Here is a 13,360-nt window from a genome sequence, read left to right on the forward strand (position 1 = left end):
CCGCTGGTCCCCCTTGGGCCCCGCCCCGGAACCATCTCGGACCCGACAGGCCCGGTTTCCCGCCGGGAGGGCAGTGGGTTCGACCACGCAGCGCTCATGAAAGCGAGAAAGACCCAGGTCAGAGTGAGTGACCTGGGTCTTTCCAATGGAGCCGCTTTCGGGATTCGAACCCGAGACCTACGCATTACGAGTGCGTTGCTCTGGCCATCTGAGCTAAAGCGGCGTGCTGCCCGCACCATGGTGCGATCGGCAACGTCCGTAAGTCTACACAGTTTCCTGTGGTGCTTCGCACCCGCCCCGGAGGGGGTGCCCCGAGGCGGGTAGGAGCCGCTATGAGCAGCGCTTTCCCCGGGACGGCGGGGTGCCGCGGAGCAGGTAGGCGTCGATCGCGGTGTCGATGCAGCGGCTGCCGCGGCCGAAGGCGGTGTGGCCGTCGCCGTCGTAGGTCAGGAGGCGGGCGGAGGAGAGCTGGCCGGCGAGCGACCGGGCCCAGCGGTAGGGGGTGGCCGGGTCACGGGTGGTGCCGACCACCACGATGGGCGCCGCGCCCTCCGCCTCGATGCGGTGCGGGGCACCGGTGGGCTTCACCGGCCAGTACGCGCAGTTCAGGGATGCCCAGGCGAGGCCCCTGCCGAAGACCGGAGACGCCTTCTCGAACGTGGGGAGGGCCTTCTCCACCTGCGCGGGGGTGGAGTATGCCGGGGGGAGGTCGAGGCAGTTCACGGCGGCGTTGGCGTACATCAGGTTGTTGTAGTGGCCGCCGGAGTCGCGTTCGTAGTAGCTGTCGGAGAGGGCCAGCAGGGCGGCGCCGTCGCCGTCCTTCATCGCCGAGTCCAGCGACCCGCGCAGTCGCGGCCACGCGGACTGGTCGTACATCGCCGCGATCACCCCGGTCGTGGCGAGCGCCTCACCGAGGTCGCGGCCGTCCGGGTCTCCGGTGTGGATCGGGTGCGCGTCGAGCTTCCGGAAGAAGGCCGCCAGGTGGTCGCCGGCCTGCTTCGGCGTCGTGCCGCGGCCGCCGAGCGGGCAGTCGCTCTGCGTCACGCAGTCCTTCGCGAACGACTGGAACGCCGTCTCGAAGCCCGCCGTCTGGTCCAGGTTCATCCGCGCCGCGGTCAGCGACGGGTCCAACGCGCCGTCGAGCACGAGGCGACCCACCCGGTCCGGGAACAGCCCGGCGTACGTCGCCCCCAGGAACGTCCCGTACGACGCCCCCACATAGGTCAGCCGGCGGTCGCCGAGGACGGCCCGGAGGATGTCCATGTCGCGGGCGGCCTCGACCGTGGAGACGTGCCGCAGCAACCGGGGGGCGTGCGCGCCGCAGCCCTCGGCGAACTTCCGGTACGCGCCCACCAGCGCGTCGGTCTCCCCGCGGTCGTCCGGGGTGACGTCGGTCTGCGTGTACGAGTCCATTGCCCGGTCGTCCAGGCACTCGACGGGCTCGCTGCGGGCGACCCCGCGCGGGTCCATCGCCACCATGTCGTAGCGGGCGCGGACCTCGGCGGGGTAGCCGAGCCCGGCGAACTGCTGCAGGTAACCGATGGCCGAACCGCCCGGCCCGCCCGGGTTCAACATGAGCGAGCCCAGCCGGCTGCCCGGTCCCGTGGCCTTCTTCCTGGCCACGGCCAGCCGCACGTCACCCGCCGACGGCTTGGCGTAGTCCAGCGGCGCCTTCAGCGTGGCGCACTGGAAACCGGGCGCCCCGCAGTCGCGCCACGTCAGCTTCTGCCCGTAGTACGGCGCCAGTGCGGACGGCGTGGAGCGCGGCAGCGCCGCGAGCACCGCCTCCGCCGCGGGCGCGGGCTGGTGCCGCGGCTCCCCGGCGGAACAGGCCGGTACGAGGAGTGCGGCGGCTGAGAGGAGCGCGACGAGGCCGGCACCGGTGCGGGGACGGCTCGGCGGGTCGGTGAAGGGTGGTGGTGCGGTCGGGCGTGCGGTGGTGGTCATGGGGCCGCTCAGCTGGTCGTTCTGGGAGTCGCTCGGAAGGTGGCTCGGACGGAGGGCGCGCCTGAAGTACATCGAGCGAGCGTAACTCTCCGCGATCACATACGTACGTTTCGTCCGCGCCGTGCCCCGTACGAGTGACACCGCGGCGCGACGAGCGCTACCGAGAGTGAAGAAGTGGCAGCGGGTCGGGGCGACCGTCAGCCCGTCAGCCGTCTCAAGCGTCAGGAGGTCAGGCGTCAGCCGGATCTGAGGGCCATCGTCATGGCCTCCACAGCCAGCAGTGGGGCCACGTTGCGGTCGAGGGCGTCGCGGCAGGCGGCGATCGCCTCTATGCGACGCAGTGTGGCCTCCGGGGAACTTCCCCGGGCGACCCGCTCCAAGGTGTCCTCCACGTCCGCGTTGGCGATCGCCACCCGGGAGCCGAGCTGGAGGGCCAGGACGTCGCGGTAGAGGGCGGTGAGGTCGGTCAGGGCGAGGTCGAGGCTGTCGCGCTGCGTCCGGGTGCGGCGGCGCTTCTGCTTGTCCTCCAGGTCCTTCATCACGCCCGCCGTGCCGCGCGGCAGCCGGCCGCCCTGGGCCGCGCCCAGCGCCGCCTTCAGCTCCTCGGTCTCCTTGGCGTCCGTCTCCTCGGCGAGCGCCTTCGCGTCGTCCGCGGCGGCGTCGACCAGCTCCTGGGCGGCCTTGAGGCAACCGCCGATCTCGTCGAGGCGGAGCGGGAGCTTCAGCACGGTGGCGCGGCGCTCGCGCGCGGCCGGGTCCGTGGCCAGGCGGCGGGCCCGGTCGACATGCCCCTGCGTGGCGCGGGCGGCGGCAGCGGCGACGTCCGGCTCGACACCGTCACGGCGTACGAGCATGTCGGCGACCGCGTCCACGGAGGGGGTGCGCAGGTTCAGGTGGCGGCAGCGGGAGCGGATCGTGGGCAGGACGTCCTCGACCGACGGGGCGCACAGGAGCCACACCGTGCGGGGGGCGGGCTCCTCCACCGCCTTCAGCACGGCGTTGGCGGACTTCTCGTTCAGCCGCTCGGCGTCCTCCACCAGGATCACCTGCCAACGGCCGTTCGCCGGGGAGGTGAACGACTTGCGGACGGTGTCCCGCATGTCGTCGACGAGGATCTGCGCGCCGACGGCGGCGACCGTGGAGACGTCGGCATGGGTGCCGACCAGTGCCGTGTGACACCCGTCGCAGAAGCCGCAGCCGGGGGTGCCGCCGAGAGCGCGGTCGGGGCTGACGCACTGCAACGCGGCGGCGAAGGACCGTGCCGTCTGCGTGATCCCCGCGCCGGGCGGGCCGGTGAACAGCCACGCGTGCGTCATCTTCGACGCCTCGGGCGGCGGGGTGTCGGTGACGGCCGCCGTGACCAGGGCGTCGGCGTCCCGGGCGGCGGCGGCCAACTGCTCGCTGACCTTCTCCTGCCCGACGAGGTCGTCCCACACGCTCATGGATCACGTCGCCCTTTCGTCATGGTTCATGGTGCGGGATCCATTGTGCGCGGGGCCACTGACAACGAGGGCGGGGGCGGGGCGGAGGTGCTGCTGGGGGTGCGGCTACGGGGCGGCTGGGGGGGCCGGCTGGCTGGGGGCACGGGCGGCCCGTACGGCAGTTCCACGGTCGCCCGGGTCCCGGTGCCCTCGCGCTCCGGGCCCGGCGGGTCCCGCACGCCGGGCCCCGCCGACGCCGACGCCCGCCGTCTGCCCGGCTGACACCGTCAGCCGGGCGCACGCCGTCAGTCCGGCACTCGCCCTCAGCCCCGCGCTCCTCGTCAGGCCCTGCGTCCGCGGCCCCGGCCGTCTCCGTGGCCCTCACCGCGCCCGCGGGTGCGGCCGTCGTCGTACTCCTCGTACTCCTCCTCGCCCTGATGCGGACCCAGCAGTTCGTCCGCCAGGGTCGGCAGGTCGTCGAGCGGCGTCTCCTCGGCCCAGTCCGGCCGCGGCCGTGCCGGGCGGGCGTCCCCGCCGTGCCCGTCGGCCTCGAACTGCGGCAGCTCGCGCGTCCTGTCGTCGGAGCCGTCGGGCCGGACGGACGACACGCGCTCGTCCCGGAAGAACCCCGGCGGGACCCGGTCCGAGATGTCCCCGCCCCGCACGTCCGCAGGGCCCGCGTCCCGCACCGGGGGCAGCACGGTGGTCTCGTCGGCGGCACCGGTGGGCACACCGGCACCCGTGTCACCGCCGTCGGCGGGCACCTGCGGCAGGACCGCCGTCTCGTCCGCCGAACCGGCGGGCGGCAACGGGGTCCCGGAAGCCTCCGGCCGGATCGGCGGCTGCGGCAGTTCGGCCGTGACCTCCGCCTCGGACTCCGGCCCGGCGTTTCCGCCGGAGGCGCCACCCCGGCCACCCCGGCCGCCCGGAGCGCCCGGAGCACCGGAACCGCCAGGTCCACCCGCGACATCGTCGCGCCCGCCCCGGTCACCCCACGGGTCACGCACGTCACGCACCGCCGGCAGGACCGCCGTCTCGTCGGCCGTCGCGTCCCTGGCCCCTTCCGGTTCCGGGCTCCCCGCACTCGCCGGGCTCACCAGCGGCGTCGACACGGTCGCCGCGTCCGACGGCGGGGCGGAGGCGGCGGGGGGCGTCGGCCTGCGGGGACCGGTCTGCGCCGCGACAGCGGCCTGCTCGGCCGCCCTCCGGGCCTCCTCGGCGCGCAGCAGCGCCTCCTCGGCCTTCTTCTGCTTCTCCAGGCGCCGCGCCTCGGCCTCGGCCCGCGCCCGGGCTTCCTCCTCGGCCTGCTTGCGCAGTCGCTCCTCCTCGGCCTTGCGCCGAGCCTCGGCCTCCGCGCGCGCCTGCTCCTCCGCGAGCAGCCGGGCGCGCTCCTCCTCGGCGCGCCGACGAGCTTCCTCGGCGCGCTGCCTGGCCTCCTCCGCCTGCCGTTCGGCCTCGCGCCGCTGCGCCTCCTCCAGCTCGCGCCGCTTGCGCTCCTCCTCCTCGGCACGCAGCCGGGCGAGCTGCTCCTGGCGCTCCCGCTCCAGGCGCTCCTCCTCGGCCTTGCGCCGGGCCTCTTCCTCGGCCCTGCGGCGGGCCTCCTCCTCGGCCTGCTTCCGCGCCTCCTCCTGGGCCTTCACCTCGGCCTCGGACAGGGGCAGCATCTGGTCGAGCCGGTGCCGGACGACGGTGGTGACCGCCTCGGACTGCTGACCGGCGTCCACCACCAGGTACCGCCCGGGGTCGGCGGCGGCCAGCGCCAGGAAGCCGGACCGCACGCGCGCGTGGAACTCGGCCGGCTCCGACTCCAGGCGGTCGGGCGCCTCGGTGAACCGCTCCCGTGCCGTCTCCGGGGAGACGTCCAGCAGGACCGTCAGGTGCGGCACCAGTCCGTTCGTCGCCCAGCGGGAGATGCGGGCGATCTCGGTCGGGGACAGGTCGCGGCCCGCGCCCTGGTAGGCGACGGACGAGTCGATGTACCGGTCGGTGATCACCACGGCGCCGCGCTCCAGGGCGGGCCGTACGACCGTGTCGACGTGCTCCGCGCGGTCGGCGGCGTACAACAGTGCCTCGGCGCGGTGGGACAGGCCCTGGGAGGAGACGTCCAGGAGGATCGAACGCAGCCGCTTGCCGACTGGCGTGGCGCCCGGCTCGCGGGTGAGGACGACTTCGTGTCCCTTGGCCCTGATCCAGTCGGCGAGCGCCTCGGCCTGCGTGGACTTGCCCGCGCCGTCGCCGCCCTCCAGGGCGATGAAGAAGCCGGATCCGGCGGGCGCCGTCACGGGGTCGTCGCCGCCGCGCAGCGCGTCCACCAGATCCTGGCGGAGCGGTACGCCGGAGCGGTCGTCGACCTTGGCCAGCACCAGCGCGGCCACCGGCAGCAGCAGCGCGCCGACGAGCATCAGGGTGAAGGCCGCGCCGCCGTGCGCGAAGACGAACCTGCCGTTCTCCAGCCGGTGCGGCCCGATCCCGGCCGCGACCACCGGGGCGCACAGGGCACCGAGGGCCACGACGACGCGCACCACCGCGTGCAGGTGCTCGGTCATGCGCGGCCTGCGCTGGTCCTCGGCCTCCAGGTCGAGCAGCGTGTGCCCCGCGTTGGCGGCGATGCCCGCGCTCACCCCGGCCAGGGCGAGGAGCAGCAGGACGGTGGTGACGTCGGGGACGAGGCCTGCGGCGAGCAGGGCGATCCCGGTGACGGCGACTGCCAGCGCGAGCAGCCGGCGCCGCGACAGCGAGACGAGCACCTTGGGTGCCGTACGGATGCCGGCGACGACTCCGCCGGTCAGGGCGAGCACCGCCAGCCCGTAGAGCACCGGGCCGCCGCCCAGGTCCCGGGCGTGCAGCGCGCAGACGGCGACCGCGGCGGCGATCGCCCCGGCGACGGCCGCGGAGGCGAACACGAGCAGCGGCACTGCTCCGGTACGGCCCTTGTCCACTCCGGTGCCCGTCTTGGGGCGGCGCAGCCCCTCCAGCGGCGACCGCGCGCGCGGGGTGCGGGTGCCGGGCAGTTCCAGGTAGGTGAGCACGGACAGCGAAGCGGCGAACAGACCGGCCGCGACGTACGCGGCGAGGGCCGCCTGGTGCTGGTCGAACCAGGCGACGCCGGTGCCCAGGAGGTTGTTGAACAGGGAGGCGACGATCAGGAAGCAGGCCGCCAGCGGGATCGTCAGGAAGGTCGTGCGCAGCGACAGGCGGCGCAGGGCGTCGAGGTGGTCCGGCAACGGGCGCACGGTGGCGCCCTCCGGGGGCGGGGCGGGCAGCAGCGCGGGTGCCGCGCTCTCCCGGCACACCGTCCACAGCCGCTCGGCGGCCCCGGTCACGAAGGCGGTGACCAGGAGGAGCGTCAGTGCGTTGCCCGGTGTCCAGTCGATCCACAGCGGGGCGACGATCAGCAGGGCGGCACGGACGCCGTCCGCGCCGACCATGGTCCAGCGGCGGTCGAGCGGGCCGTCGGGTGAGGTGAGCGTGGTGAGCGGGCCGAGGAGGACCGCTCCGAAGAGCAGCGTCGCGATGACGCGCGCGCCGAAGACGGTCGCCACCGCGAACGCCGCGCCCCGGTAGCCGCCGCCGAAGGACCCCTGGGCGACGGCCGCCTGGAGGACCAGGACGACCAGGACCAGGAGCGCGAGAGTGTCTCCCACGCCCCCCACCAGTTGGGCGTTCCACAGCCGCTTCAGCTGGGGTCGGCGCAGCAGGGCGCGCACGGCGCGCTCGCGGGAGTCCACCACCAGTGCGTCGTCGGGGGCCGGGGTGTGGGCCGTTGGCTGCTCGGCTCGCGTCATGCGTTCAGCCTATCGGGAGGCACCGACAGCACGCGGTGACCGTCCGAACGTCTGCGCGCCTCGGTGGAAACGACCGCGCGCCCCGGCAGGGATGTGCTGCCGTGGCGCGCGCACGGGGCGTGCGATGTGTGAAGGCGCGAACGGGTGTGAAGATCCGCGGCACAGGGCCGCGGATCCGTACCGTGCGGTACCGCTCACTCCTCGGCAGTCGCCGTCCGGGAAGCCGTCGCCTTCTTGGCGGTGGTCTTCTTGGCGGCCGTCTTGGCCGTGGTGGTCTTCTTCGCCGTGGTCTTCTTGGCCGCCGTCTTCTTCGCGGCCGTGGACGAGGCCGTCTTCTTCGCGGTCGTCTTCTTGGCGGCGGCCTTCTTCGCGGTCTTCTTGGCCGGGCTCTTGGCGCGCTTCTCCGCCAGCAGCTCGAACCCGCGTTCGGGAGTGATCGTCTCGACGCTGTCGCCCGAGCGCAGGGTCGCGTTGGTCTCGCCGTCGGTGACGTACGGCCCGAAGCGGCCGTCCTTGACCACGACCGGCTTGCCGCTGACCGGGTCCTCGCCCAGCTCCTTCAGCGGCGGCTTGGCCGCCGCACGACCGCGCTGCTTGGGCTGGGCGTAGATCGCCAGCGCCTCCTCCAGCGTGATCGTGAAGAGCTGGTCCTCGGACTGCAGTGAACGCGAGTCCGTGCCCTTTTTCAGGTACGGCCCGTAGCGGCCGTTCTGCGCGGTGATCTCGACGCCTTCGGTATCGGTGCCGACGACGCGCGGCAGCGACATCAGCTTCAGCGCGTCCTGGAGGGTCACGGTGTCCAGGGACATGGTCTTGAAGAGCGACGCCGTGCGCGGCTTGACCGCGTTCTTGCCCGTTTTCGGGGTGCCCTCGGGGAGGATCTCCGTGACGTACGGGCCGTAGCGGCCGTCCTTGGCGACGATCTGGTGGCCGGTCTCCGGGTCGGCGCCCAGCTCGAAGTCGCCGCTCGGCTTGGCGAGCAGTTCCTCGGCGAGTTCGACGCTCAGCTCGTCCGGGGCCAGGTCGTCCGGGATGTCGGCGCGCTGGTGCTGCTCGGTGTCCTTCTCGCCGCGCTCGATGTACGGGCCGTAGCGGCCCACGCGCAGCACGATGCCGTTGCCGACCGGGAACGACGACACCTCGCGCGCGTCGATCGCGCCCAGGTCGGTCACCAGTTCCTTGAGGCCGCCGAGGTGGTCCCCGTCGCCGTTGCCGGCGTCCGCGGCGCCGCCCTCGCCCGTGCCTTCACCGAAGTAGAACCGCTTCAGCCACGGCACGGCCCGCGCCTCGCCGCGCGCGATGCGGTCGAGGTCGTCCTCCATGCGGGCGGTGAAGTCGTAGTCGACGAGCCGGCCGAAGTGCTTCTCCAGGAGGTTCACCACGGCGAAGGACAGGAAGGACGGCACGAGCGCCGTGCCCTTCTTGAACACGTAGCCGCGGTCGAGGATCGTGCCGATGATCGACGCGTACGTCGACGGGCGGCCGATCTCCCGCTCCTCCAGCTCCTTGACCAGGCTGGCCTCGGTGTAGCGGGCCGGGGGCTTGGTGGCGTGCCCGTCGACCGTGATCTCCTCGGCGGTCAGCGCGTCGCCCTCGGCGACCTGCGGCAGGCGGCGCTCGCGGTCGTCCAGCTCGGCGTTCGGGTCGTCGGCGCCCTCGACGTACGCCTTCAGGAAGCCGTGGAAGGTGATCGTCTTGCCGGACGCGCTGAACTCGACGTCCCGGCCGTCGGCCGCCCTGCCGCCGATCTTCACGGTGACCGAGTTCCCGGTCGCGTCCTTCATCTGGGAGGCGACGGTCCGCTTCCAGATCAGCTCGTAGAGCTTGAACTGGTCGCCGGTCAGACCGGTCTCGGCGGGCGTGCGGAAGCGGTCGCCCGAGGGACGGATCGCCTCGTGCGCCTCCTGCGCGTTCTTGACCTTCCCGGCGTACGTGCGCGGCTGCGGCGGCAGGTAGTCGGCGCCGTACAGCTGCGTGACCTGGGCGCGGGCGGCGCTGATCGCCGTGTCGCTCAGGGTGGTGGAGTCCGTACGCATGTACGTGATGTAGCCGTTCTCGTACAGCTTCTGCGCGATCTGCATGGTGGCCTTCGCGCCGAAGCCGAGCTTGCGGCTGGCCTCCTGCTGCAGCGTCGTCGTACGGAACGGGGCGTACGGCGAGCGGCGGTACGGCTTGGACTCGACGGAGCGCACGGAGAAGTCCGTGTTCTCCAGGGCGGCGGCGAGCGCACGCGCGTTCGCCTCGTCGAGGTGGAGGGTGTTCGCGCTCTTCAGCTGCCCCAGCGAGTCGAAGTCGCGGCCCTGCGCGACGCGCCGGCCCTCGACCGTCTGCAGGCGCGCGACCAGGGACGACGGGTCCGACGAGTCTCCCGCGCGGCCGGTCGCGAAGGTGCCCGTCAGGTCCCAGTACTCGGCGGAGCGGAAGGCGATGCGCTCGCGCTCCCGTTCGACCACGAGACGGGTCGCGACGGACTGGACGCGGCCGGCGGACAGCCGCGGCATGACCTTCTTCCACAGGACCGGCGAGACCTCGTAGCCGTAGAGGCGGTCGAGGATGCGGCGGGTCTCCTGGGCGTCGACCAGCTTCTGGTTGAGCTGGCGCGGGTTCGCGACGGCGGCCCGGATCGCGTCCTTGGTGATCTCGTGGAAGACCATCCGCTTGACCGGGATCTTCGGCTTCAGCACTTCCTGGAGGTGCCACGCGATGGCCTCGCCCTCGCGGTCCTCATCGGTGGCGAGGAAGAGTTCGTCGGAGTCCTTCAGCAGGTCCTTGAGCTTCTTGACCTGGGCCTTCTTGTCGGCGTTGACGACATAGATCGGCTGGAAGTCGTGTTCTACGTCCACACCGAGGCGGCGGACCTCGCCGGTGTACTTCTCGGGGACCTCCGCGGCCCCGTTGGGAAGGTCACGGATGTGCCCGACGCTCGCTTCGACGACGTAGCCGGGGCCGAGATAGCCCTTGATCGTCTTCGCCTTGGCAGGCGACTCGACGATGACGAGTCGGCGGCCGCCCTGTGCGGTCTCGCTGGTCGGGGACAACTTCGCTCTTCTCTCCGGTCGACGCTGGGTCTCGCTGTGTCTCGCTGGGTCCCCCCGGGCTGTGGATTCCCGGGGCCGGGCAGTGCTGACGCTGCGGAGTGTGACGGTACATCCCGCCCCCGTGTCAAACGGGAAAAGCCCGCAACGGCCACTCGAACGGTAACCCGACTACCGCCCTTCCTGCCGCCCGGAGTGTCCACGGGCCCGTTCGGGCAGATGCGGAAGGTGATCCGCCGGATACGGAGGACGGAGCGCCGCGACGGTTCTCACACGCCCGTCAGGCACCACGCCCCGAGCACGCGGGACCCCAGGGCGATCACGGTCGCGAGGGCCACCGACACGGTCTGGCGCATCCCGAGGGCGACCGGCTCCCGGCGCCGCGCCCGGACCGCCGTCCACGCCAGCAGGACCGCTCCGAACAGGGCGAACACCGTCCCCCACGAAGATCGCCGGACCGCTTTCCATCTACGTACCCTCCCGCCCCGGATGCCCCTGGACGGGGAGGCCGGCACCCCAGGACGGCGATCCGGCCGACCCCGCGTGAACGCCGGGCGGACGGACGTCCGCGCGGCCCGGCGGACGACGGTCCGCGGGGCGCGAGGCAGTGGTGGGGGATGACCGAAAAATGGCCGAGGAAGCGGTGTGCGACACCACTCCCGCGGCCGCCACGGCACTCGTACTGCAACGGTCTAGCCCGCAGGCTCCCACTGCGCCGGCTCCAGGAAGCCCTGCTCCACCAGCAGCCGGATCTGGGCCGGCGTGCGGTCGCGCAGCACCACCGGATCCTCGCCGACCAGCTGGGCGATGGCGTCCAGGATGCGGCCGGCGCTCAGCGTGCCGTCGCACACACCCGCGAAACCGGCACCGACCGTGTCCACCGTGGTGGCCCGGCGCATGCCGCGGTGCTGGCGCAGCACCACGTGCTCGGGATCCTCCGCACCGGGCAGCCCGACCTGCTCCTGCACGACTTCCCGGGCGAGCCGGAAGTGCCCGTCGAGCAGCGCCGCGTCGTCGTGTTCCCGCAGGTAGTCGAGGCGGGCGAAGTGCGCGCGCACGGTGTCGCCGAGCGGCTGCTCGACCGGGTGCGGCCACTCCTCCGCGGTGACCGAGGGCACGGCGGAACCCGTCCTGCGCAGGGTGATCCAGCCGAACCCCACGGCCTTCACCTTGCGCGCCTCGAACTCCTCCAGCCAGGCGTCGTACCGCGCCTGGTACTCCGCCGGGTCGCCGCGGTGGTCACCGGCGTCCCTCAGCCACAGCTCGGCGTACTGCGTGACGTCCTGCACCTCGCGCTGCACGATCCACGCGTCGCACCCGCGGGGCACCCACGACCTGAGTCTGTCCTGCCAGTCCTCCCCCTCGACGTGCTGCCAGTTGGCGAGGAACTGCGCGAACCCGCCCTCGCTCAGCCGCTCCCCCGCCTGCTGAACGAGCGTGCGGCACAGATCGTCCCCGCTCATCCCGCCGTCGCGGTACGTGAGCCGGGCGCCCGGCGAGATCACGAAGGGCGGGTTGGACACGATCAGGTCGAACGTCTCGTCGACGCGGACGGGTTCGAACAGCGAACCCTCCCGCAGGTCGGCGGCCGGAGCCCCGGACAGCGCGAGGGTGAGGGCGGTGATGTGCAGCGCGCGCGGGTTGAGGTCCGTCGCGGTCACGCGCGTTGCGTGCCGGCTCGCGTGCAGCGCCTGGATCCCGGAACCGGTGCCGAGGTCGAGCGCGGAGCCGACGGGCGTGCGGACCGTGATGCCGGCCAGGGTCGTGGAGGCGCCGCCGACGCCGAGCACGACGCCCTCGTCCTGGCTGCCGACGCCTCCCGCGCCGCCGACCGCGCAGCCCAGGTCGGAGACGATGAACCAGTCCTCGCCGTCGAGCCCGCCGTACGGCCGTACGTCCACCGTCGCGGCCACCTCGTCGCCACCCACGCGCGTCAGCCAGCCGGTCTCCAGACAGGCCTCGACGGGCAGGACGTCCGCCACGCGCGCGTGGGGCACGGGCTGCTGCAGCAGGAAGAGCCGGACGAGCAGTTCGATCGGCGTGTCCCCGCGCGTGGCCCGGAGCGCGGGCACGGTCTCGCTGCGGGCCAGCGCCGCGTACGCGGGCGCGCCGAGCAGTTCGAGCAGGCCGTCGGCGGTGAACGACGCGCCGAGCAGGGCGTCCCTGAGCCGGGCGGCGACGTCCGGGCGGTCGGCGGCGGGCAGGGCGGTCGGGGCGGGCAGGCTGGAGTCACTCACGCACCCATTGTGTCGGCTCCCACCGACATCGCGCGCGCGTCCGCCCGCCCCGTGCTCCGCGTCCCGCCTCCACGCCCGCCTACAGGACGGACCGGGCCGGAGCGGACCCCGTCAGGGGCGGCACAGCAGCCGATCGGCGGGAAGCTCAGCCGTTCGACGGTGAAGCACCGGTGAAGCTCAGCCGTTCGACGGTGAAGCGGTCGCGGAGGAGGCGGTGGTCGAGGCCGACTTGCAGCTCGGCTGGGTCGCCATCGCCTTGCCGACGTCGCCCTCCTCCAGGTTCTTCAGCGCGTCGTTCCCCGTCTTGCTCAGCTTGTCCAGCTGGGTGGCGATGTCCTTGAGCCCGTCCGCGAACTTGGCCTGGTCCTTGGTGTCGAGCTTGTCCACCTGCTGCTTGAGCGAGGCGTACGAGGCGCCGAGGTCGTTGAGTTCCTTGACCGCGTCCTGCTGCTTCTTCTGGCCGCCCTCGACGTCGGGCGCGCCGGCCTTGTTCACGGCGGCGCCGATCGCCTTGTAGGCGTCGGACATGTCCTGGAAGGCCTGGGCGTCGGTCGCCTGGACCGTCTTCGTCGGGGTGTTGTCCGAGGTCTGCTTCTGGATCGCGGCGCTTGCGGCCTGGATCTTCTTCGCCTGCGGCTGGACTCCGTCGCACACCTGTTTGGCCCAGGTGTCCAGGGCGTCGTTCTTGCCGTCGTCGCTGCTGCCGGAGCATCCCGTCAGTGCCAGTGCCAGTACCGCACCGCCGGACAGTGCGGCCGCGAGCTTCTTGTTCACCGGATCGGTCCCTTCCATGGCTCTCGGCCCCGGAACATACACGTCGTTCGGGCGCGGCCAGGGCTCGATCCAGGGGTTGATCACCCCTTATCCGCTGTCTTGCCGCCATTTGCACCAAGCGAGAGAAGGCTCACGGACGCCGCACACACAGGGGGCGGGCG

General features: G+C 72.9%; 8 protein-coding genes and 1 tRNA gene. 1 reads left to right on the plus strand and 8 read right to left on the minus strand.

Going from position 1 to position 13,360, the window contains the following annotated elements; translation table 11 throughout:
- Positions 1-146 precede the first annotated feature (146 nt).
- From AB0G56_RS20470 to AB0G56_RS20480, 3 genes are all read right to left on the minus strand, one after another.
- Positions 147-223, minus strand: a tRNA-Thr gene (locus AB0G56_RS20470).
- A 107-nt stretch (positions 224-330) separates the two neighbouring features.
- On the minus strand, positions 331-1,947 hold the full coding sequence (locus AB0G56_RS20475; protein WP_360971419.1) for an alpha/beta hydrolase: 1,617 nt from the start codon (positions 1,945-1,947) through the stop codon (positions 331-333).
- A 236-nt stretch (positions 1,948-2,183) separates the two neighbouring features.
- Positions 2,184-3,389 carry a DNA polymerase III subunit delta' gene (locus AB0G56_RS20480; RefSeq protein ID WP_360971109.1) on the minus strand — a complete coding sequence of 402 codons (1,206 nt, stop codon included), beginning with the start codon at positions 3,387-3,389 and terminating at the stop codon, positions 2,184-2,186.
- Between the two features lie 45 nt (positions 3,390-3,434).
- On the opposite strand from AB0G56_RS20480, the gene AB0G56_RS20485 reads away from it, so the two are divergent.
- A complete protein-coding gene (locus AB0G56_RS20485) occupies positions 3,435-3,650 on the plus strand; it encodes a hypothetical protein (protein WP_360971112.1) in 216 nt (71 codons plus the stop codon).
- Between the two features lie 59 nt (positions 3,651-3,709).
- Here the strand turns inward: AB0G56_RS20485 and tmk are convergent, their stop codons facing one another.
- The 5 genes from tmk to AB0G56_RS20510 all read right to left on the minus strand — a co-directional run bounded on the left by tmk (position 3,710) and on the right by AB0G56_RS20510 (position 13,217).
- A complete protein-coding gene (tmk, locus tag AB0G56_RS20490) occupies positions 3,710-7,153 on the minus strand; it encodes a dTMP kinase (RefSeq protein ID WP_360971114.1) in 3,444 nt (1,147 codons plus the stop codon).
- A gap of 194 nt (positions 7,154-7,347) precedes the next feature.
- Positions 7,348-10,191, minus strand: a complete 2,844-nt coding sequence (gene topA / locus AB0G56_RS20495; RefSeq protein WP_360971117.1) for a type I DNA topoisomerase — start codon at positions 10,189-10,191, stop codon at positions 7,348-7,350.
- A 266-nt stretch (positions 10,192-10,457) separates the two neighbouring features.
- Positions 10,458-10,622, minus strand: coding sequence for a hypothetical protein (locus tag AB0G56_RS20500; RefSeq protein WP_360971120.1), 165 nt, complete (start codon positions 10,620-10,622; stop codon positions 10,458-10,460).
- A 258-nt stretch (positions 10,623-10,880) separates the two neighbouring features.
- Positions 10,881-12,425, minus strand: a complete 1,545-nt coding sequence (locus AB0G56_RS20505) for a class I SAM-dependent methyltransferase (RefSeq protein WP_360971123.1) — start codon at positions 12,423-12,425, stop codon at positions 10,881-10,883.
- A gap of 177 nt (positions 12,426-12,602) precedes the next feature.
- A complete protein-coding gene (locus AB0G56_RS20510; RefSeq protein WP_360971126.1) occupies positions 12,603-13,217 on the minus strand; it encodes a small secreted protein in 615 nt (204 codons plus the stop codon).
- Positions 13,218-13,360: the final 143 nt, after the last annotated feature.

The organism is Streptomyces sp. NPDC021356, from assembly GCF_040641015.1.
Taxonomy (GTDB): domain Bacteria; phylum Actinomycetota; class Actinomycetes; order Streptomycetales; family Streptomycetaceae; genus Streptomyces.

Bases quoted from the DNA above. Each gene is read 5' to 3' on its own strand.
- AB0G56_RS20475 (WP_360971419.1), bottom strand. From the start codon at position 1,947: ATGACCACCACCGCACGCCCGACCGCACCACCACCCTTCACCGACCCG.
- AB0G56_RS20510 (WP_360971126.1), bottom strand. From the start codon at position 13,217: ATGGAAGGGACCGATCCGGTGAACAAGAAGCTCGCGGCCGCACTGTCC.
- AB0G56_RS20480 (WP_360971109.1), bottom strand. From the start codon at position 3,389: ATGAGCGTGTGGGACGACCTCGTCGGGCAGGAGAAGGTCAGCGAGCAG.
- tmk (WP_360971114.1), bottom strand. From the start codon at position 7,153: ATGACGCGAGCCGAGCAGCCAACGGCCCACACCCCGGCCCCCGACGAC.